General features: G+C 69.6%; 19 protein-coding genes. 8 read left to right on the forward strand and 11 right to left on the reverse strand.

Annotated features, from left to right (window positions below):
- Window positions 1-45: 45 nt before the first annotated feature.
- Window positions 46-567 carry a nucleoside/nucleotide kinase family protein gene (locus RV986_RS28305; protein WP_475920078.1) on the reverse strand — a complete coding sequence of 174 codons (522 nt, stop codon included), beginning with the start codon at window positions 565-567 and terminating at the stop codon, window positions 46-48.
- A gap of 272 nt (window positions 568-839) precedes the next feature.
- Here RV986_RS28305 and RV986_RS28310 point away from each other — a divergent pair, with 272 nt between their 5' ends.
- The 4 genes from RV986_RS28310 to RV986_RS28325 all read left to right on the forward strand — a co-directional run bounded on the left by RV986_RS28310 (window position 840) and on the right by RV986_RS28325 (window position 4869).
- Window positions 840-1796, forward strand: coding sequence for a GlxA family transcriptional regulator (locus tag RV986_RS28310; RefSeq protein ID WP_475920079.1), 957 nt, complete (start codon window positions 840-842; stop codon window positions 1794-1796).
- 107 nt (window positions 1797-1903) lie between these two features.
- Window positions 1904-2902, forward strand: a complete 999-nt coding sequence (gene gap / locus RV986_RS28315) for a type I glyceraldehyde-3-phosphate dehydrogenase (protein ID WP_475920080.1) — start codon at window positions 1904-1906, stop codon at window positions 2900-2902.
- 611 nt (window positions 2903-3513) lie between these two features.
- On the forward strand, window positions 3514-4446 hold the full coding sequence (locus tag RV986_RS28320; protein WP_475920081.1) for an MFS transporter: 933 nt from the start codon (window positions 3514-3516) through the stop codon (window positions 4444-4446).
- Between the two features lie 201 nt (window positions 4447-4647).
- A complete protein-coding gene (locus RV986_RS28325) occupies window positions 4648-4869 on the forward strand; it encodes a hypothetical protein (RefSeq protein WP_475920082.1) in 222 nt (73 codons plus the stop codon).
- Between the two features lie 84 nt (window positions 4870-4953).
- Here the strand turns inward: RV986_RS28325 and RV986_RS28330 are convergent, their stop codons facing one another.
- The 7 genes from RV986_RS28330 to RV986_RS28360 all read right to left on the reverse strand — a co-directional run bounded on the left by RV986_RS28330 (window position 4954) and on the right by RV986_RS28360 (window position 13168).
- Window positions 4954-5394 carry an SRPBCC family protein gene (locus tag RV986_RS28330; protein WP_393077153.1) on the reverse strand — a complete coding sequence of 147 codons (441 nt, stop codon included), beginning with the start codon at window positions 5392-5394 and terminating at the stop codon, window positions 4954-4956.
- A gap of 112 nt (window positions 5395-5506) precedes the next feature.
- The gene (locus RV986_RS28335) at window positions 5507-6127 is read right to left on the reverse strand and encodes a TetR-like C-terminal domain-containing protein (protein WP_475920083.1); all 621 of its coding nucleotides are present in this window, start codon (window positions 6125-6127) and stop codon (window positions 5507-5509) included.
- Window positions 6120-6956, reverse strand: a complete 837-nt coding sequence (locus RV986_RS28340; protein ID WP_475920084.1) for an alpha/beta fold hydrolase — start codon at window positions 6954-6956, stop codon at window positions 6120-6122. The genes RV986_RS28335 and RV986_RS28340 overlap by 8 nt, the downstream gene beginning before the upstream one ends.
- Before the next feature lie 249 nt (window positions 6957-7205).
- Entirely contained in the window at window positions 7206-10523 is a 3318-nt protein-coding gene (locus RV986_RS28345) for a S8 family peptidase (RefSeq protein WP_475920085.1), read from the reverse strand.
- Between the two features lie 158 nt (window positions 10524-10681).
- Complete coding sequence (locus tag RV986_RS28350) at window positions 10682-11761, reverse strand: ABC transporter permease (protein WP_475920086.1); 1080 nt, start codon at window positions 11759-11761, stop codon at window positions 10682-10684.
- Complete coding sequence (locus RV986_RS28355) at window positions 11758-12696, reverse strand: ABC transporter ATP-binding protein (RefSeq protein ID WP_475924462.1); 939 nt, start codon at window positions 12694-12696, stop codon at window positions 11758-11760. The genes RV986_RS28350 and RV986_RS28355 overlap by 4 nt, the downstream gene beginning before the upstream one ends.
- 4 nt (window positions 12697-12700) lie before the next feature.
- On the reverse strand, window positions 12701-13168 hold the full coding sequence (locus RV986_RS28360; protein WP_210577770.1) for a GntR family transcriptional regulator: 468 nt from the start codon (window positions 13166-13168) through the stop codon (window positions 12701-12703).
- A gap of 135 nt (window positions 13169-13303) precedes the next feature.
- On the opposite strand from RV986_RS28360, the gene RV986_RS28365 reads away from it, so the two are divergent.
- Window positions 13304-13816, forward strand: a complete 513-nt coding sequence (locus RV986_RS28365) for a hypothetical protein (protein ID WP_475920087.1) — start codon at window positions 13304-13306, stop codon at window positions 13814-13816.
- A 45-nt stretch (window positions 13817-13861) separates the two neighbouring features.
- Here the strand turns inward: RV986_RS28365 and RV986_RS28370 are convergent, their stop codons facing one another.
- Window positions 13862-14365: an NUDIX hydrolase gene (locus RV986_RS28370; protein ID WP_475920088.1), complete on the reverse strand. Its 504-nt coding sequence runs from the start codon at window positions 14363-14365 to the stop codon at window positions 13862-13864.
- 221 nt (window positions 14366-14586) lie between these two features.
- Here RV986_RS28370 and RV986_RS28375 point away from each other — a divergent pair, with 221 nt between their 5' ends.
- From RV986_RS28375 to RV986_RS28385, 3 genes are all read left to right on the forward strand, one after another.
- Window positions 14587-15174 carry a helix-turn-helix domain-containing protein gene (locus tag RV986_RS28375; protein WP_475920089.1) on the forward strand — a complete coding sequence of 196 codons (588 nt, stop codon included), beginning with the start codon at window positions 14587-14589 and terminating at the stop codon, window positions 15172-15174.
- Window positions 15175-15284: 110 nt separating this feature from the next.
- Entirely contained in the window at window positions 15285-15875 is a 591-nt protein-coding gene (locus tag RV986_RS28380) for a hypothetical protein (RefSeq protein ID WP_475920090.1), read from the forward strand.
- 193 nt (window positions 15876-16068) lie between these two features.
- Complete coding sequence (locus tag RV986_RS28385; RefSeq protein WP_475924463.1) at window positions 16069-16407, forward strand: DUF2516 family protein; 339 nt, start codon at window positions 16069-16071, stop codon at window positions 16405-16407.
- 147 nt (window positions 16408-16554) lie between these two features.
- On the opposite strand, the gene RV986_RS28390 is transcribed toward RV986_RS28385, so the two are convergent.
- On the reverse strand, window positions 16555-17886 hold the full coding sequence (locus RV986_RS28390) for a PP2C family protein-serine/threonine phosphatase (protein WP_475920091.1): 1332 nt from the start codon (window positions 17884-17886) through the stop codon (window positions 16555-16557).
- A gap of 672 nt (window positions 17887-18558) precedes the next feature.
- On the reverse strand, window positions 18559-19698 hold the full coding sequence (locus RV986_RS28395) for a C40 family peptidase (RefSeq protein WP_475920092.1): 1140 nt from the start codon (window positions 19696-19698) through the stop codon (window positions 18559-18561).
- Between the last annotated feature and the right edge of the window lie 94 nt (window positions 19699-19792).

Consider the following 19792-nt stretch of genomic DNA (forward strand, 5'->3'; position numbering starts at 1 on the left):
AGGACGACACTGACAGCCGGGCCGCCGACAGCCGGACGGTCGACCTCAACTCCTGACGGCCTCCGCGATCCGCAGGGCGGCCTGGGCGGGCGTGAGGTGCGTGGTGTCGACGACCTCGGCCTCGCGGTGCAGCCATGTGCGGGCCGCCTCGGCGTAGGGCTCAAGGTATTGGAGACGGAATGGGGAGGGGCCGAGAAGAGTGTCCCCCTCGATGCGCCCGCGCAGGGTGTCCTGGTCGGCGTGGAGGACGAAGTGCCGTACCGGAATGGCGTGTTGGGCGAGGCCCGTGCTGATCTCGCGCCAGTACTCCTCGACCAGGACCGTCATGGGCATCACCAGAGTGCCGCCGGTGTAGTCGAGTACGCGGCGGGCGGTCTCGACGACCAGCGGCCGCCACGGCGGCCAGTGCTGGAAGTTGTCTGTCACGGGCAGCCCCGGAGTGATGTCCATGAGTGTCTCGCCGACCTTCTCGGCGTCGAACACCCGTGAATCCGGGATCAGCTGCTGCACGAGTGGACCGGTCGTCGTCTTGCCCGCGCCGTGGGTACCGTTGAGCCATACGATCATGGGGCCTGACGCTAGCGCTGTGCGGGCCGCGGGAACGGGCACAGCAGAAATCCGGTACGGCTTCGGCGTTTCTCAGGTGTCCTGTCTCAGCCAATCTGATACTCATGCGCCTTGCGCTGCCTTGCGCTGCCTCGCGGTCGGCGATGAACTCGTCGAGAAGTCCGAATGGGACGGGCGGTGGACTGCAACGTGGAAGACAGCCCGGCCGGTGTGTCGTCCGCCCGGTCCGCGCGGTGGGCGTATCGAGGTCACGGCCCACGTAACCTCTTCCTGTGCCTGCACCCCGCCTGCATCGCGTCGCCGTCCTTGTGCTCGAGGGTGCGAAGCCGCTCGATGTCGGAATTCCCGCGCAGGTCTTCACGACCCGCGCGAGCATGCCGTACGAGGTGCGGGTGTGCGGGGCGACACCCGGTCTCGTGACCGGCGGCGACGGCCTCGCGTACCACGTCGCCCACGGCCTCGACGCGCTTGCGTGGGCCGACATCGTCTTCGTCCCCGGCTACCGGTTCCCGGACCGCGACGACCCGCCGCAGGCCGTCGTCGACGCACTGATCGCCGCCCACGACCGGGGCGCGCGGCTCGCCGCCATCTCGACGGGCGCCTTCGCGCTCGCCGCCACGGGCCTGCTCGACGGCAAGCGCGCCACGACGCACTGGCACTACACGCGGGCACTCGTGGCCAGGCACCCGCTCGTCCAGGTCGACGAGAACGTGCTGTTCGTCGACGAGGGCAGCGTGCTCACCTCGGCCGGCGCCGCCTCCGGCATCGACCTGTGCCTGCACATCCTGCGCGGCGACCTCGGAGTGGCCGCGTCCAACCACGCGGCCCGGCGTCTGGTTGCGGCCCCCTACCGCAGCGGCGGCCAGGCCCAGTACGTGCCGCGCAGCGTCCCCGAGCCGCTCGGCGAGCGGTTCGCCGCCACCCGAGAGTGGGCGCTGCACCGGCTCGGCGAGCCCCTCACCCTCGACATACTGGCGCGGCAGGCGGGGGTCTCGCCGCGCACGTTCTCCCGGCGCTTCGTCGAGGAGACCGGCTACACGCCGATGCAGTGGGTGATGCGCGCCCGCATCGACCTGGCCCGCGAACTGCTCGAGCGCTCGCAGCGCAGCGTCGAACAGATCGCCGCCGACATCGGGCTCGGCACCGGCGCGAACCTGCGCCTGCACTTCCAGCGCATCCTCGGCACCACACCGAGCGAGTACCGGCGCACCTTCACCCGGGGCGAGTAACCCGCCCGGCACCGCATGGCGGGATCCTTTCGAACCGTGGCGATCTCGCCACTTTCCGCGGCGTGCACCGCGGGCGAGCCTGGTGGTGAAAGGAAGGGACATCACTCATGACTCGTATCGCCATCAACGGATTCGGCCGCATCGGCCGCAATGTGCTGCGCGCACTGCTGGAGCGCGACAGCGCCCTCGAGATCGTCGCCGTCAACGACCTGACGGAGCCCACCACTCTCGCCCGGCTGCTCGCCTACGACAGCACGGCCGGCCGGCTCGGGCGCCCGGTGACCGTCGACGGGGACGCCCTCGTCGTCGACGGCCGTCGGATCACGGTGCTGGCCGAGCGTGAACCGGCGCAGCTGCCGTGGGCCGAACTCGGCGTCGACATCGTCCTGGAAGCCACCGGCCGCTTCACCTCGGCCAAGGCCGCCCGCGCCCACCTCGACGCGGGCACGCGCAGGGTACTCGTCAGCGCGCCGTCGGACGGCGCCGACGTCACGCTCGCGTTCGGGGTCAACAACGACGCCTACGACCCGGCCGTGCACACGATCGTCTCGAACGCCTCCTGCACCACCAACGCGCTCGCGCCGCTGGCCGCGGTCCTCGACGAACTCGCCGGTATCGAGCACGGGTTCATGACGACGGTGCACGCCTACACGCAGGAGCAGAACCTGCAGGACGGTCCGCACCGCGACGCCCGTCGCGCCCGAGCAGCCGGCGTCAACATCGTGCCGACCACGACCGGCGCCGCCAAGGCGATCGGCCTGGTGCTGCCGAACCTCGACGGCAAGCTGTCGGGCGACTCGATCCGCGTACCGGTGCCGGTGGGCTCGATCGTCGAACTCAACACGACCGTCGCCCGCGACGTGACGCGCGACGACGTGCTGGCGGCGTACCGCGCCGCAGCGGAGGGGCCGCTCGCCGGCATCCTCGAGTACTCGGAGGACCCGCTCGTGTCGTCCGACATCACGGGCAACCCCGCCTCGGCGATCTTCGACTCGGCCCTCACCCGCGTCGACGGCCGCCACGTCAAGGTGGCCGCGTGGTACGACAACGAGTGGGGCTTCTCGAACCGCGTGATCGACACGCTCGAGCTCCTCGCCACCCGCTGACCGGACGCCGGGGTGGTACCCCGCCTCCGGTGACCGCGCCGGCCGGCACTTCCTTTGGGCGCTCCGGTTGACCAGTCGGGTCAACCAGAGCTGTCCGGTCTCGCTCAAGGTGGGGCAGGGTGAGGGCTTGACCTGCGATACCTCAGGTTCAGCGAGACGACTCGGAGCCGTCTGTCTCGCTTGAGGTGAGGCATTGGCTGCGTGTTCCGCCAAGGTGACGGGTCCGGCATGCAGCCACGGGAATGTGGCGCCGACTAAACCACTTGAGGCGTCCTGCGTCTGCTGGCACGGTTGCCCCTTGTGCCTGCATCAGATGCGCCAGAAGATCGAGATCCTCAAGTCCCTGAAATCGGCGCATTACCGGTGTCCAGTACTGGCCTCGCGTCCGAGCAGCCCCTCTGCTCTGTGGCTTTTCGCCGGTTCCTGGCGGGTCAGTCGATCTCCTTGGCTGGCAGCGCCATGTCGCCTGTCGCCCTGGCCTTCGGCGTCCTGGAGGTCACCAACAGTGCGGCCTGGCTGTCCGCGGTCACCACTGCGGCCTTGGTCCCGATGGTCGCGATGCTCCTCCTCGGCGGTGGTATCGCCGACCGTTACCGACGCGACACCGTGCTGTGTCTCACCAGTCTGGGCGCCGGCGCCTCACACAGGTCGGCGTCGCGTTCCTCCTGCTGGCCCACCAGCATCCGGCGTTCCTGCTGCCGCTCGCTGCCCTCAACGGCATCTTTCAGGGACTGACCAAGCCCGCATTGCGCGGCATCGTGTCGAATCTGGCGGTGGGACGTGGCATCCAGCAGGCCAGTTCCCTGCTGGCGTCTGTCAGGAACGCCACTCGTATCCTTGGTCCGACCGTGGCCGGCCTGTTGACCGCTTCTGTGGGTGGCGGCTGGGCGATCGCAGCGGACGCCGCCTCCTTCCTTCTCGCGGCCGCATTCTTCGCGCGTATGTCGCTGCCTGAACTGCCACGGCGTACCGAGGGCGGCACCACGATGCTTGCCGAACTGCGCGAAGGCTGGGGCTACTTCAGTTCCACTCCGTGGATCTGGACGGTGACACCGGCCTTTGCCGTCTTCAACGCCCTCAACATGGGGGTCTGGCAAATCCTGGGCCCGGTGATCGCGAACGCCACGATCGGCGCTGCGGGCTGGGGACTTGTGCTGAGCGCCCGCGGTGTCGGAGCGCTGCTGGCCATTGTGGTGATGGTGAAGCTGACGGTGCGGCGCCAGATGGTGCCCGCGCTGTCCTCGATGACGATGGCCGCCATCCCGCTGATCCTGCTCGGAGCTGGCGCGAACACGTTCTGGCTGGCTGCGGCGGCGTTCGTGGCGGGGGTGGTCTCGGAGTTCTTCACCGTCGTGTGGGAGACCGTCAATAACACCCACGTTCCGGAGCGGCTGCTCTCCCGGGTCGGCGCCCAAGACGAGTTCTGGTCCTTCGTGCCCATTCCCATCGGCCAGTTGTCCACGCCGATCCTCGCCGCGGTGTTCGGGACAGCGACGATCGCCGTCACCGGCGGCGGGGTTGCAGCGGTGGCCACCGTTATCTAGTGCTGCCAAGTGTCTCTACAGGTCAATGCGTTGATGCCGTGTAAGGCACGTTAGTCATGTAGCTACGTACGTGAGTCGGGGAGACGTTTGTTGGTGGGTACAGGAGGTGGCTTGGTGTTCTGAGGGTGATGTCGCTTGTTTTGAAGGCAGTTGGGGGCTTGCGGTGGGACGATCGGCGTGTCTCTTCCGTCGGGGGCCCGGATGCAGCTCCACCAGGCCCTCACCGATCTGGAGGAGACTCTGGCGAGCGCCTCTCCGGGTGACGTGGGCGCGGTCCGCTTGGACGAGCAGGGGAAGCTGGTGATCCCGCCGCTGTCGGCCGAGGACATCCCGGCCGAGGCCAAGGCGCTGCGCGACGAGCTCGCCTCGATGTTGCCGTTCGTGCCGATCGTCTCCCTGTTGATCGAGCTGCTCCCCTCCTGATGAACATCTCTCGGGTTCCGCTCAAGGTGAGCAGTTGGAGCAGCTGGGGCCGGGCTCCCCGCGACCACCCCGGTCACCGGCACCTCACGCACCCGGCCCGAGCTCGGTGCGGACTTCCACCCGCTGCTTGAGGCCGGTGTTGAACGCGGCGTACCCGTCTTTTTTGGGTGTTCTGAGGAAGGGCCGGATCAGGGTGACCAGGGCGCCGGAGAATTCCTCGTGGTTGGTCAGGCGGGTGGTGCCGTCGTGGTTGGGGGAAAGGACGAAGGAGTGCTGGCCGTGGAACAGCTGCTTGATGCCGAGCGTGCCGACCCACCGCAGTTCCTGGCCGGGCGTCGCGACGGTGACCGTGGGCCTGAAGGTCATGCCCGGCATGCGCATCGTGAGCCGGCTTCCCACTTGAGCGGTGCCCTCGGCTGCGGAGAAGGTGCTCCACTCTCCGTAGGCGGCGAAGTCGGTGAGGACGTCCCACACCGCTTGCGGGGTGGCGTCGATGTCAATAACGGCGGTGAGGACTGGCTTCATGGTGGTTTCCACTTCTGGCTGGTGCGGGAGGGAGGGGCGGGGGTTCGGCGAGCGGGTGGTCTACCGGTGGCCGGTGGGGCCGGGGACTGGCGTGGAGCGCAGTGCACGGCGGTCAGAGCGTCACGCCCGGCGCGGCCCTGCGGGAGAGGGCGCTGTTGGTGCTGGTGGCCGTGGTCTCCTGCAGGCCGTGGTCGATGAAGTCGATCATCCAGGTGAAACTGTCGTCGATGTCGGTGGCGAACTGGAACCCGCCGTCTGCTTCCAGGGATGCGTATCCGTGCAGGACGGTGCGCAGCATCCGCAGCGCGTGGATCTGCTGGTCGGGGTCGATGTGGTAGCCGTGGAGCATGGCGGCCCAGGAGTCGACCACCCGGTTGAGGGCGTCGATGAGGGGGTCGTCGGGTCCGGTCGGGCGGGCGGCGTTGGCGGCGGCGTATCGGCCGTGGTGGTCCTTGACGAAGGTCCGCATCGCCTGTGCGCCGCGGGCCAGGGCTTCGGTGCCGGACCGGCCCTGGATGGCGTCGCGGATGGCGTCGGCGCACTGGTTCATGGCCAGGATGGCGATCCGGTGGGCGAGGTCGGTCTGGCCGGTGACGTGCTTGTACAGCGAGGGGGTCTTGACCCCGAGCCGTTCGGCGACCAGGCCCATGCCGAGCTGGTAGAACCCGACCTCGTCGACCAGGGCGGCGGCGGCTTCGGTGACCGTTGCGGCGGTGAGTCCGGCCCTAGGCACGGCCGGCCGCCTTGGCCAGGAACGGCAGGGCCAGCGCGAGGACCTGGTCGGGGGTCTGGGCGTGCGGGTAGTGGCCGGCGCCGTCGATCACGGCCAGCTCGCCGAGGCCGGCGGGCAGGTCGGCGATGATCTTCTCCCCTTCGGCGCGGGGGTCTGCCCAGTCGGGGTCCAGGCTGCCTTCGACGATCAGGACCGGGCAGGTGACGTGGGCGAGCTGGGTGCCGGCGTCGGTGGGCTTGGACTTGCACATGTCCTGCAGGGCCTTCATCCGGCCGGGCTCACTCAGCGTGGCCTCAATGCGGGCCAGTTCGCTGTTCCAGTCGGCGGGCTTGGCCGGGTAGGCCACGTCGAGGTACTTCTTCCAGTCCGCCAGGCGTCCCCGGACGATGACCTGCGCCATCCGCGTGTACCCGGTCCGGAAGCGCTTGACCCGGATCAGCCCGCCCAGGTCGACCGGCTGCGCACGGGTGAACGGAGCCAGCTCGATCACTCCGCTGATCACGTCGGGCGCAGTGGCGGCCGCGATGGTCGCGGCGCCGCCGCTGATCGACTGCCCGATGATCACGGCCGGGCCGCCGAGGTGACGCACGACGGCGACCAAGTCTCCGGCGATGTCGGTGCGGCTGTAACCGTCCCAGCCGAGGCTGGACTCACCGCACCCGCGGATGTCGACGTTCGCGACCCGGTAACCGGCGGCCACCAGGCCGGGAACGAGGAAGCGGTAGGAGTGCCGGCTGTCGCCGATACCGTGCGCCAGCACGACCAGGGGACCCTCCCCGGTCACGTCGAAGGCGATGGTGTTCTTGCCGATTCTCAGGTGCTCGGTCATGCCGTCCTCCACCAAAATGGCTAATGCGATTAGCTATAGACTAGTTACGTTAGCCACGAAGGTCAACACCACACCCAGCCGCACTCGATCGGGAGCCGGGCATGGGGGCTCAGGGGAACTCGCGGGATGTCGCACACTCTTCTCCGGCCCCTCTCCCTTTCCGACGGTCAGAGGGTCCCTTTCACGGCAAGAGCGCCCGAGCCGGCCGAAGCCGACCCGGGCGTCCAACCAACACACGTGTTCAGACGCCTACTTGATGGTCCGGTAGGCCCGGTGGATCGTCTGCTTCAGGGTGTTGCCGGCCGCGTCCGTGAGCGTCACGCGCAGAGAGACCGTGCCCGCCTTCGCCGGGTGGCGCAGGTCGAGGCGCTTGCCGTCGACCGCCTTCGCCCGGTGCCAGGTCCGGCCGTCGTCGTACGAGACGGAGAAGGCCAACTTGCGGGCGGTGCGCGCGGTGGCCGCGCCCTCGACCGTGAACGGGACGGAGAAACGCGTACCCGCCTTGGCCGTGCTCTCCGTGGACAGCCGGGGCGTGAAGCGGACCACCGACAGCGGCAGCCGCTGCCCGACACCGGTGACGTGCGCGGAGGTGAAGGTCCACTCGGCGGTGACCTGGGTGCTGACCGAGGACAGCGTGGTGGGGCGGGAGACGTCCGTGGTGAGACGGAACGAGCGCTTGGCAGCGGGGAGTTCGTACGAGACGCCGGTCAGCGGCGTGTCCACGGCGAAGACCCGCGTGCCGCCCGCGTACAGGGTGCTCCTGGCCTTGCTGTAGCGGGAGTCGCCCACATGGCCGGCGCCGTCGGAGAACAGGGGAAGGTAGGCCAGGAGGGTGTCACCGATACGGACCGCGCCGGGACGGTCCTCGCCGTCCGTCAACGGGCCGGTGAGGTGCGGGCCGAAGACGCCGGTGTTGAAGCGCTCGGTGTACTGCTTGCCCGAGCTGTACGAACGGGGCTTCGCCGTCCACTGGCCGGCGTCCCACACCGTCTCGCCGTCGGCGTCCTTGCCGCCCGTCTGCCAGACGGAGTACTGCCACCTCACGCCCGGCAGGACGTAGTCGGTGAAGGTGCCCGGCAGGGATCGCGAGTTCGGGTGGAAGTCGAACCACGAGCCGCCCGGAACTCTCGGCGCGGCGCCGAGCTCCGCCGACTTGCCCTTGGCCGCCGCCCCGACAGGGATCGTGACCTTGGCGAACTGCGCGCGCTTCAGGTTCGCGGTGAAGCCCGACAGGTCGCCGGTACGGTTCCAGGCTGGCCGGTAGCTCGTACTGCCGTGCGTCCAGGTGCCGTTGTACTGCGCGAACGCCTCGCCCGCCGGCAGCCGGGCCCCGAACTGACCGACGCGCAGCCTGCCGAAGCTGCCCACGTCGTACGTGGAGACGCTCCGGTACCCGTCGATGTCGAACCCGTAGTTGAGGGTGGCGTCGGTGTGCTTGGCCCTGCTGTCCGGCACGGTGATCCGGATCGGCTTGGCCTTGCGGGCGTCCATCACGAGGGTGGTGTCACGGGTGAGCGAGAACTTCGGGTTGAGGAGAAGGGCCAGCTCCCCGGATTTTGCGTCGGGGGTCGCGCCCGTGTCGATACGGCCTTCGAGGCTGTAACGCCCCTTGGGCAGCCGTACGGTGAACTCGCCGTCCGTGTCGTCGGAGTAGTCCTGCCAGATCTCGTTGTCCAGGCCCTGCACCCCGGTCTCGGAACGGATGGCGGTCTTGCCCTGCAGGTCGAGGTGCTTGACCGTCAGGTCGTACGACTCGACCTCGCGGTGTACGCCGATGCCGGTCCGTACGGTCGTACCCGCGCCGTCCGTCGCGGTGAGCGCGCCGCCGAAGGAGCCGTCGGCCGTGCCCGCGCCGCTGTCGGCGGTGACCTGGGCGGTCGCGGTGGCGCCCGCCGGGACGGTGAGCTGCTTCGGCGAGACCTCGAACATGCCCTGGGCGGCGGGCTTTCCGTCCTCGCCGTACGCCTCGGTGGCCAGGTCGAGGGTGCGGGGGCGGTCGCCGTCGTTGCGGTACGTGACCGTCCTGGTGACCGGCTGGTCGTCGGTGTGCGGCCACTGTTGGGTGGGGAAGCCGAGGGTGGCGGGGGTGGTGGTGAGCTGCTGGTCGAGGGCGCGGGTGAGGTCCGTACGGCCCGTACCCTGCGCGAACGCCGAGACGCCGGGGGTGGGCTTGGCGGATGCGGTGAGCGCGGCCTTGAGGCGCTCACCGGTCCAGTCGGGGTGACGCTGGGCGAGGATCGCGGCGGCGCCCGCGACATACGGGGTCGCCATCGACGTACCGCTCATCGAAACGTAGCCGTCGGCGGCCGGGTCGCCCAACGTGCCCTCGGCCGCCTTCGCGGCGACGATGTCGACGCCGGGGGCGGTGAGGTCGGGCTTGAGGGAACCGTCCGCTGTCGGGCCGCGGCTGGAGAACTCGGCCATGGCGTCGGTGCGGTCCACCGCGCCGACGGTGAGCGCGGCGGCGGCGCTGCCCGGCGAACCTACGGTCCCGGCGGCGGGGCCCTCGTTGCCTGCGGCGATCACGAAGAGGGCGCCGGAGGAGGCGGACAGCTCGTTCACCGCCTGTTCGAGGGGGTCGTCACCGGGGCTGTCGGGGCCGCCCAGGCTGAGGTTGACCACCTCGGCACCCTGCGCGACGGCCCACTGCGCGCCGGCGATGACCCCGGACTCCTCGCCGTAGCCGTCGTCGTCGAGCACCTTGCCGCTGATCAGCCGGGCGCCCGGCGCGACCCCCTTGTACTTGCCCCCGGAGTGCGCGCCGGACCCCGCGACCGTGGACGCCACATGCGTGCCGTGACCCACCCGGTCGACCGTGTCCGCCGCCTCGGAGAAGTTCTTCGCCGCGTCGATACGGCCCTTCAGGTCCGGGTGCGTGCCGTCAACTCCGGTGTCCAGCACGGCGACCTTGACGCCCGTGCCGTCGTACCCCGCCGCCCAGGCCTCGGGGGCGCCGATCTGCGCGGTGCTCCGGTCGAGGGCCGCCTCGACCTTCCCATCGAGCCAGATCTTCTCGACCCGGTCGGCGGCGGCCGACCTCTCCCGCGCCGTCCCCCCGCTGCCGGTGAGCGTCTCCCACAGGTCGGCGCCCTCGGACTTACGGACCTTCAGCGCGTCCCCGTTGACGCTGGGCAGGTCCCGGCTGACCCGGGCTCCGGCGGCGGACAGCGCGCTCGGCGCGAGGGTGCGGCCCTTGGCGTACGTCACGATCAGCGGGAGGTCGGGGCGGGCCGCGTCGTCGTAACCCCACTTGACCAGCTGCGTCACGTCGAACAGCCGCCGGTCGGCGGTGCCGTTCGCGAGGAGCCGCTCGGCGTCACGCGGGACGACGTAGGTGCGGTCGGCGCTCCGCGCTATTCGGAAGGCGGTGCCTTCCCGACCCTTGCCGGGCCGCACACCGGTGACCTGTCCGGTGGCGTCCAGCGTGACCCGGTCACCGGTGACGAGGGTGACGGTCCTGGCCTTGCCGAGGGCGCCGGCCGTACCTGCCGTACCGCTGTCTAACTGTGCGGCCCCGGATTCCGGGGCACCGAGCAGGGCCGCGGTAAGGGCGGCGGCGACGAGCACGGCGAGAGCGGAAGCCTCACTCGCTCGCCTCTTACGGTGATTCAAGGCATGCCTTTCTCTCCGGACCTTCGGGCATGGCAGAGCGGCCCGGCGGACGGGACAAAGAAACAGAGGGGGAAAGAGGCGCCCCTTCGCAAAGGGGCGCGGGGCGTACGGACTCAGACGAGCCGCTTACGACCCCAGAAGAAGAGGAACGCCACGACACCGGCGGTCAGGGCGAACAGAATCGACGCCCCGAACCACTGCATGGCGTTCATCTGCGACATCGGGAGGTACTGCACCGACCAGCCCACGACATCGGCCTTGTCCAGGCACACCTGCCGTGCCGCGTCGGTCTGCGACCCCGAACAGGTGCCCCAGCCCACCAGATCCCCGCTGCCGGTGACATACGACTGGTCGATTTCGTAGGCGCCGTGGGGGAGCGACGGGAACACGTTCTCGCCCGTGACACCCTTGTTCGTCGTGACCGTGACGACGTTGCCGAGCGACAGCAGGAAGTAGCCCCAGACGAGCTGGAGGACGACGGTGAAACCGAAGGTGACCACCATGGCCGTCAGCGTGCGCCGCAGCACCACACCGATCGCCACCCCGCCGAAGACGGAGAAGAGGGTGAGGGCGACAGGCACCGGGCCCGTCGTGTTGAACGCGGCGCCCGAGGTCCAGTCCATGACCGTGACCTCGGACTTGACGGGGTTCCACCACCAGCCGAACACCGCCGACAACACGCCCGTGCTCACCACGACCACCAGTCCGGCCAGCGCCAGCTTCGTGGCGAGCCAGCGGGTCCGGCTCATGGACTGGGCGGCGACCAGCTTGGCGGTGCCGTTCTCCAGGTCGCCCGCGATGAGCGGGGCGCCGAGGAAGACACCGAGCAGGATGGGTATCGCCTGGAGACCCATGGAGACGAAGGAGAACGCGTCGTTGTACTGCTGGAACTTGCCGCCCGCCTCGTCGAGGCTCTTGCCGGGATAGCCGTAGCCGTCGAGGAAGTCGACCAGCTGGCCGCGCTGGTAGACGATCCAGGCCACGGAGAGCGCGGTGGCGGCGAGGATCGTCCAGAACGCGGCCCGGTGCTGGCGCCAGACCAGCCAGGTCATACCGCTGAGTCGGGGGCGCCGGTTGGCCTCCGTGGTGGTCGCGTTCAAGGTCCCGTCGGTGGTCCCGCTCATGGTCCCGTTCTTGCCGTCGCTCGTGGAGCCGGTCGAGGTGCTGGTCGAGCTGCGGGTGAAGGTGCTCATGCCGCCACCGCCCCGGTGCCGAACCCCTGGCCGTGGACCTGGGCGGTGGGGGTGATCAGCGGTGGTGCGTCGGGTGAGCGGAGATAGGCGAGCAGGAGTTCCTCCATGTTCGGGGCGTTAATGTCCCAGGGGCCGGTGACCGGGCCCTCGGGGCGGATGAGCGCGGTGAACTGCCGTCCGCTGGTCCGGGACTCGACGAGGGTGTGGTGCCCGAGGGCGAGGGCGGGAGGCATGCCGTCCCCCTCCTTGGCGCCCGTGACCAGGGTGTGCACGGACATCAGCTCGTCCACGTCACCGGCGAGGCGCACTCCGCCGCCGGAGACGACGACGAGGTAGTCGCACACGTTCTCCAGTTCGGCCAGGACGTGGGTGGACATCAGCACGGTGGTTCCGCGCTCGGCGGCCTCGGCGAGGAGGGTGCCCATGATCTCGTGGCGCACGACCGGGTCGAGGTCCGACATCGGCTCGTCGAGCATCAGCAGGTCGGGGCGCTTTCCGAAGGCGAGGGCGATGGCGACGCGGGTGCGCTGGCCTCCGGAGAGGGTGCTGATCTTCGCGTCGAAGGGCACGTCGCCCGCGCGGATGATGTCCTCGGCGGCGCGCTGGTCCCAGCCGGGGTTCAGCTCCCGGCCCAGACGCAGGGTCTCCGCCACGGTGAAGCGGCGGAACAGGGGCTTCTCCTGGGCGAGGAACGCTGTGCGCCGACCGGACTCCACCGAGCCCGGAGCCTCACCGAACAGGCTGATCGAGCCGTTCGTCGGCTGCAGGACATGGGCCGCGATGCTCAGCAGCGTGGTCTTGCCCGCCCCGTTGGGTCCCACCAGGCCGCAGATCCGTCCCGCCGGGAGCCGGAAGGAGCAGTCCCGCAACGCCCAGCCCCGCCGGTAGCGCATCCCCAGCCCGTACGCCTCGATCGCCGGTTCCCCCGCGTACATACCTTCACTCACCTGTGCTCCTAGTTGTCGTGGCCCCCGTGGACCCCGTTGTCGTGGACCCCGTTGCCGCCACGTTCCCGGCGGCGTACTGCTTCTCCATCGCCGACGCGACCAGCGCGGCCACGTCCTCCTGCTCCAGACCGGCCCCGGCCGCCTTCGACATCCACGCCACCAGCTCCACGTACAGCGGCGAGTCGGTGCCCGTCTCGGGGCGGCCCAGCGTGCGGCGTACGAAGGTGCCCTGGCCCGGTCGCGGTTCGACCAGGCCCTCGCGCTCCAGCTCGCGGTACGCCTTGAGGGTGGTGTTCGGGTTGACCGTGCTGGTCGCGGCGACCTCCTTGGCGGTGGGCAGCCGGTCACCCGGCACGAGTACGCCCAGCCGGAGGGCCTGCTTGGTCTGCTGCACGATCTGCTGGAAGGCGGGGACCCCGCTCCGCCTGTCGATGCGGTACTCCACGATCACCACCACCATTCCACTACTTGATTAGTGGAATGATGATGGAGGGGTGCGAGGGCGGTTGTCAATGCCGACCGGGGACGAGGAGAAGCGGGTGGGAGGTACGCTGACCGTCTTTTTTTTGGGACATCAGCGGACAGGGAACAAGGCATGTCCAGCAAGAGACGCCTGATGGTGGCCGGTCTGACGATGGCCCTCATGGCCGGGCTCGGCGCATGCGGAAGCGGAAGCGGGCAGAACGACAACCCATGGGAGGACTCCACCGCCAGCGGGGGCAGCAGTGGCCAGCGCGACGAGGGCCACGACGACGACCAGGGCACCGCGCCGGACACCGCATCGGAGGCGGCCACCGTCACCGGACTCCGCGACGCCGTCCGCCACGTCTCCAGGAAGACCACCAAGGTCACGCGCCCGCACACGGTCAGGAAGTGCACGTCCACCACGGGCTCCCGGAAGTGCAAGAACGTCCGCAGCGGCACCGAGACGTACACCCGGGTGATCCGCCAGGAGCGCTGGTGCGTGAGCCTGAACGACGTGGACGGCGACACCTTCAGGGGCGCCGTCTGGTACCGGGTCACCCACGCGACCTACACCGAGGCCGCCGCCACGGACCGGCTCGACCCCATGAAGTTCACGCCGGAGGCCACCGACTGCGTCCAGTGACGTCCCGTTCCCCCAGTTAGTAAGGAGCCCGCGAGGCGGGCAAGGTCATGACTGCGCGGTCCGGAACGCGAAATACCGGCTGAAGGCTTCGTGGCTGTCGGGGGTGAAGCGCCACTCCAACAGGGCCGAGCCGAGCTCCGGCTCGGTCAGCCAGCCATGCCAGGCGACCTCATCGGGATCGGGGACCACGGCGTCCGGCACCACGGCTTCGTGCACGCCGAGCCAGTGAGGGCTCAAGCCGCTGCGGTTGATGAACGTGAACAGCAGGCGCGGCAGCGCACGAATACCCAGCTCTTCGGCCAGCTCCCGCGCGGCGGCCTGTTCATAGGACTCGCCGACATTCGCGGCGCCACCGACCTCGACCTCATAGAGCCCGGGGAAGCGCGATACCTGCTCCGACCGTCGGTGGACGAGGATCCGTCCACGCTCATCACGACACACCGTCACGGCGACCCGGTGCAGCCAACCCTCCCGGATGGCCTGCCGGCGGCTGACCACCACCCCCAGCACACGATCTTGATCGTCGACACGCTCCACCAGTTCATCCACGACGCACACCCTGGCAGAGCCCACCGACAACGCCGCTTCCCGGCGACCCGTGGAGGGCGTCCCGAGAGCACCTGCACCAGGAGGCCGGACGCTGGTGACGACAGTTGTCGTGCAAATACGACACCTATCGTGCTCAGGCTCACAGGAATGGGGGCGTGGCGTAGCGCACTTTTGCAAGCGGGTGCTTGCAATAGTTAGCGGAGGTGCGGCAAGGTGGGGACATGGCATCGCTCAACGTCGGCAATCTCGGTGAGTACCTGCGCGAGCAGCGGCGCAACGCGCAGCTGTCACTGCGCCAGCTCGCCGATGCCGCCGGGGTGTCCAACCCGTATCTGAGCCAGATCGAGCGCGGGCTGCGCAAGCCGAGCGCGGAGGTGTTGCAGCAGGTCGCGAAGGCGCTGCGGATCTCCGCCGAGACGCTGTACGTGCGGGCCGGCATCCTCGACGCCGAGCGAGACCGGGACGAGGTGGAGACGCGTGCGGTCATAGTCGCCGATCCCACGCTGAACGAGCGGCAGAAGCAGGTGCTGCTCCAGATCTACGAGTCCTTCCGCAAGGAGAACGGATTCGAGATCACCCCGGACAGGGCGCAGGACCTGGCACGGGACCTGGTCCAGGGCATGGCCCCGGACATGTCCCAGGGCGTGTCCCAGGGCTTGGCGCCTGATGCGGCGCAGGACATGGCGCAGGACATGGCACAGAGCAAGGCAGAGAACATATCGGACACCCAGCAATCCGCGGACACCGCCGTCCGCGGCCCCCGCACGGCCGACGGCAGCGATGCCGATCCGCAGCAGAACGCCGGCTGAAGAGCGTCACGAGCACCACAAGCACCACCGGTGGCGCCACCGCAGTCGGCCGGTCTCGTCGCGGAACACCAAAACCCTCAGCTGAAAGCAACCCCGGGAGGACCATCACCATGGCCATCACCGACGACATCCGCAAGGCCGCCACGGACCCGACCCCGCTGTACTTCCTGGCCGGCACCGCCGACCTGGCCGTTCAGCAGGCCAAGAAGGTCCCCGGTCTCGTGGAGCAGATCCGCACCGAGGCCCCGGCGCGGATCGAGACCGTGAAGAACATCGACCCGAACGCCGTTCAGGAGAAGGCCGCCACCCGCGCCAAGGAGGCGCAGGAGAGCATCCAGGCCAAGGTGACGGAGTTCATCGGCACCCTCGACACCGACCTGAAGAAGATCGGTGAGTCCGCTCAGGACCTCGCCCTGCGCGGTGTCGGTGTCGCCGCCGAGTACGCCGTGAAGGCCCGGGAGACGTACGAGAAGGTCGCCGAGCACGGCGAGCAGACCGTGAAGACCTGGCGTGGCGAGGCCGCCGAGGAGATCGAGGAACTGGCCGTGGCCGTCGAGCCGGGCTCGGAGTCCGTCGAGGTCAAGGAAGAGGGGAAGCCGGCCTCGGCCGCCGACGAGCCCACCGCGGCCAAGAAGGCCGCGGCGAAGAAGGCCCCGGCCCGCAAGGTCACCCCCAAGAAGACGACGCCGTCCGCGAACTGAACGCGGCCGGTGAAGCAGGCGCGGCCGGTGAAGCAACAGCGGTCGTCGAAGCACCAAGTGAAGTGAGCGACGACGGCGGCGCGGTCAGGTGACTGTGCCGCCAGGGGAAGACGGGCCGGGCACTCTCAGAGTTCCCGGCCCGTTCTCCGGGTACGGTGGCCGTAGAGACGACTCGACTCGGGCGGTGGGCATAGTGCTCTTGACGGCATTCGGCGGCTTCATGTCGCTGATCTTCCTTGCCATGCTGGTGCTCGCCGTGGTGGCACTGGTGATGGCCGCGGTGGCCCGCGACGACGCCTACCGCGCGGCCGACAAGCAGAACAAGATGTTCTGGCTGATCATCCTGGGCATCACGGTGGCCGTGAACCTGCTGGTCCCGGTGATCTTCCTGCAGATCGCGGGGCTGGTCGCCACGATCGTCTTCTTCGTGGACGTACGTCCCGCGCTCCGTCAGGTCTCCGGCGGTGGCCGGGGCCGCCGCGGCGGAAGCAGCAGCGACGGCCCGTACGGGCCGTACAACGGCGGCCGGTAACACCAGTAACACGAGTAATACCGGTAGCGCCGGTAACACTGCTATATCCGGTAACGCCGGTATATCTCGTGTGTCTCGCGTATCTCGGTAGCAGCGGTCAAGACCGTCAGTGCTCCGTTTTAACGGCCGTTACGGCCGTAACGGCAGCTACGGCGTCCGGTCCAGCAGGAGTACCGCCACGTCGTCCGCCAGCTCGCCGCCGTTGAGGTCCCTGACCTCGTTCACCGTCGCCCGCAGCAGCTCCTCGCCCGCCAGGCCCTGTGTAAGCCGGCGGCGGACCAGGTCCACCATGCCGTCCTGGCCCAGCCGTTCCCTGCCCTCGCCGATGTGGCCCTCGATCAGGCCGTCCGTGTAGAGCATCAGACTCCATTCGCGGCCCAGTTCCACCTGCTGGCGCGGCCAGCGGGCGCCGGGCAGCAGGCCGAGCGCCGGACCGCCGTTCTCGTACGGCAGCAGTTCGGCGGGCCGACCGGGGCGGGAGATCAGCGGGGACGGGTGGCCGGCCAGGCAGAGCCCGGCGCGACGGCCGTCCGGCGCGATGTCCACCGTGCACAGCGTCGCGAAGATCTCGTCGCTCTCGCGCTCGTGCTCAAGGACCTGTTGGAGCGTCGAGAGCAGTTCGTCACCGCACAGCCCCGCGAACGTCAGCGCCCGCCAGGCGATGCGCAGCTCCACGCCGAGCGCCGCCTCGTCGGGGCCGTGTCCGCAGACGTCGCCGATCATCGCGTGCACGGTGCCGTCGGACGTACGGACCGTGTCGTAGAAGTCGCCGCCGAGCAGGGCGCGGGAGCGGCCCGGGCGGTAGCGCGCGGCGAAGCGGAGCGAGGAGCCCTCCAGGAGGGGGGTCGGCAGCAGGCCGCGCTCCAGGCGTGCGTTCTCCTGGGCGCGCAGCCTGGACTCGGTGAGTCGCCGCTCGGCCTTGTCGGAACGTTTCCGCTCCACGGCGTACCGGATCGCGCGGCTCAGCAGCCGGCCGTCCAGCTCGTCGCGGAACAGATAGTCCTGGGCGCCGACGCGCACCGCCTCGGTGCCGCGCTCGGCGTCCCCGGACGCGGTGAGCGCGAGGACGGCGTGCCGGGGCGCGAGCCGCAGCACATGCTTGAGCGTGGCCAGCTCGTCGTCGCTCTCGGTGGCCCGGCCGGGCGCCGGCAGCGCGAGGTCGAGCAGGATGCAGTGGACGTCGTCGGTGAGCAGCCGCTCGGCCTCGGTGAGGTTGCGGGCGGTACGGATGCGGATCGGCTTGCCGGCCGCGTCCAGTATTTCGGGCACGCTCAGCGAGCCCGCCGGGTCGTCCTCGATGACCAGCAGGGTGAGGTTCGTGGCGTTGTCGACCGGGGTCGTGGTGGCATGGGGCGCCGGTACTGCCCCGGCCGGGCCGCCGGTCGCTTCTCCGGATGGGCCGCCGGGTGAGAACGCGCCTTGAGCCTGACCACTCTCCACGGCCGGGATCGCTCTCTGCCGCGGTATGGGTACGGGCATCGTCTGAGTTCCTTCCCTCCCCCCGAGGGCGTGGTGGGGCGAAGGTCCTCGACCCACCGACGGGGACCATAGCGGTAGCGGACGCCGCAACGGAATGGTGTGCGCGGCGGTGTCCCGCCAACGGCCACCGTCATATGCCGCATCCTGTAACGCACTTGGACAGGATGCGGGTCACTCCGAGATGACGAACGTCACGTCCCCGGGGTTGAGAGGGTTGGGCAACCGTGGGGTAGGTCACGTGCGCCGGGTCACGGCGCGAGCGGTGGGCACGGCGTAAGCGCCGGGTCTTCGTTGTCGGCGTGGGGCGCCCGCCGCTGTCGGCGCCGGGCTCGAATCGCCCTCCGGGCTCGAATCGCCCTCCGAGCGCGTTCTCGATCGCCGGACAGCCTTGATACGCCCGGGCCGAGTCCCGGATCCGCGAGCGATCACTGGTCCGGCGCCCTGCTCCGCCCCCACCCGGCCGGTGGTCTGCTCAGGCCGCCGGCCTGCTCCGGCTGTCAACGCGGTTCCCACTTCGGCTACCGGCTTGGTTACCCACTCAGGCCACCGGCCCCGGTCGCCCGACTTCGCTCGGTGCCTTGGGCGCCGGGCCTGGCCGTCGGGCGAACTTGAGGCCGACGATCCGCCGGCCGCCCATTCACCGGCCCAGCCACCGCCCGGTCATCGGCCCCGTCACGCATCCGGCCGTACAACCCCCAGGATCGGCATCGAGCCCGCCCCCGCGATCGTCACCGTTCGCCCGGGGCGTGGTGCGTGCACGATCGCGCCGTCGCCTATGTACATCGCGACATGGCTGGCGTCGTCGAAGTAGATGATCAGGTCGCCGGGGCGCATGTCCTTGATGTCGACGTGGGGGAGCTGCTGCCACTGCTCCTGCGAGGTGCGCGGAATGCCGTGACCGGCGGATACCCAGGCCTGTGAGGTCAGTCCCGAGCAGTCGTACGACCCCGGGCCCTCGGCGCCCCACTCGTACGGCTTGCCGATCTGGTCGGTGGCGTACGTCACGGCCTTCTTGCCCTGCGCGGAGGCCTTGCCGCTGATCTCCGCGAGGACACCGGAGCTCAGCCAGGCTGTCTGCGCCTTGTACGCGGCCTCCTCCTCAAGCTGCGCCAGCCGCTCCTTCTCCTCCTTCTCAAGCTGGGATTCCAGCTTCTCGGCGGCGGCGATCTGCTTCTTGATCTCCGTCTGGGCCTGGGCCTTGACCTGCCGGTTGGCCTCCAGCTTCTGCCACTGAGCGGAGGCGTCCTGCGCGTACTGCTTCAAGTCCTGCTGCGTGCGCGTCATCTCGGCGAGCAGACCCTTGGTCGCGTGCTCGCCCTGACGCACCCGGCCCGTCCCGTCCAGATACTCCTGGGGGCTGTCGCTCAGCCACAGCCGCATCTCGGGCGGCAGCCCGCCGCCCCGGTACTGCGCCCTGGCCGCGGCGCCCGCGCGGTCCTTCAACTCGTCCAGTTTCGCCTGTCCCTTGACGATCTCGCGGGCCAGGTCGACGATCTCGGCGGACTGCTGCTTGGCCTTCTCCTCCGCGGCGTTGTACGCGTCCGTGGCGACCGCCGCGTCGTGGTAGAGAGCGTCCAGTTTCTTACGGATCGCCTCAAGGTCCTTTTTCTTGCGGATCGTCTCAGGATCCTTCGCGGGATCCTCGCTTCCCGGGGTGCTTCCCGGGGTGCTCCCCGGAGTGGGCGCCGGTGCCGGTGCGCGCATGGGTGCCGCTGCCGGGCTCGCGTACGCCACGCCCGGTGCCGACAGCACCGCGCAGGCGCAGGCCAGAACCATGGCCGCCGTGGTCAGGTTCCGCTTGCCGGATCCCATTGCTCCGCCCCCAAACTGATTTACCGTCAGTAACTTACGGACGCCTGGGGGATCGTGCCATGTCGGCTCGCAATGCGACAGAGGCGGGCAAGGA

It is taken from the genome of Streptomyces sp. RLA012, assembly GCF_056270325.1.

What these genes read in the sequence shown, in the direction of transcription:
- RV986_RS28305 (WP_475920078.1), bottom strand. Translation starts at nt 567, where the DNA reads ATGATCGTATGGCTCAACGGTACCCACGGCGCGGGCAAGACGACGACC.
- gap (WP_475920080.1), top strand. Translation starts at nt 1,904, where the DNA reads ATGACTCGTATCGCCATCAACGGATTCGGCCGCATCGGCCGCAATGTG.
- RV986_RS28325 (WP_475920082.1), top strand. Translation starts at nt 4,648, where the DNA reads ATGCAGCTCCACCAGGCCCTCACCGATCTGGAGGAGACTCTGGCGAGC.
- RV986_RS28330 (WP_393077153.1), bottom strand. Translation starts at nt 5,394, where the DNA reads ATGAAGCCAGTCCTCACCGCCGTTATTGACATCGACGCCACCCCGCAA.
- RV986_RS28340 (WP_475920084.1), bottom strand. Translation starts at nt 6,956, where the DNA reads ATGACCGAGCACCTGAGAATCGGCAAGAACACCATCGCCTTCGACGTG.
- RV986_RS28350 (WP_475920086.1), bottom strand. Translation starts at nt 11,761, where the DNA reads ATGAGCACCTTCACCCGCAGCTCGACCAGCACCTCGACCGGCTCCACG.
- RV986_RS28355 (WP_475924462.1), bottom strand. Translation starts at nt 12,696, where the DNA reads ATGTACGCGGGGGAACCGGCGATCGAGGCGTACGGGCTGGGGATGCGC.
- RV986_RS28360 (WP_210577770.1), bottom strand. Translation starts at nt 13,168, where the DNA reads ATGGTGGTGGTGATCGTGGAGTACCGCATCGACAGGCGGAGCGGGGTC.
- RV986_RS28365 (WP_475920087.1), top strand. Translation starts at nt 13,304, where the DNA reads ATGTCCAGCAAGAGACGCCTGATGGTGGCCGGTCTGACGATGGCCCTC.
- RV986_RS28375 (WP_475920089.1), top strand. Translation starts at nt 14,587, where the DNA reads ATGGCATCGCTCAACGTCGGCAATCTCGGTGAGTACCTGCGCGAGCAG.
- RV986_RS28380 (WP_475920090.1), top strand. Translation starts at nt 15,285, where the DNA reads ATGGCCATCACCGACGACATCCGCAAGGCCGCCACGGACCCGACCCCG.
- RV986_RS28390 (WP_475920091.1), bottom strand. Translation starts at nt 17,886, where the DNA reads ATGCCCGTACCCATACCGCGGCAGAGAGCGATCCCGGCCGTGGAGAGT.
- RV986_RS28395 (WP_475920092.1), bottom strand. Translation starts at nt 19,698, where the DNA reads ATGGGATCCGGCAAGCGGAACCTGACCACGGCGGCCATGGTTCTGGCC.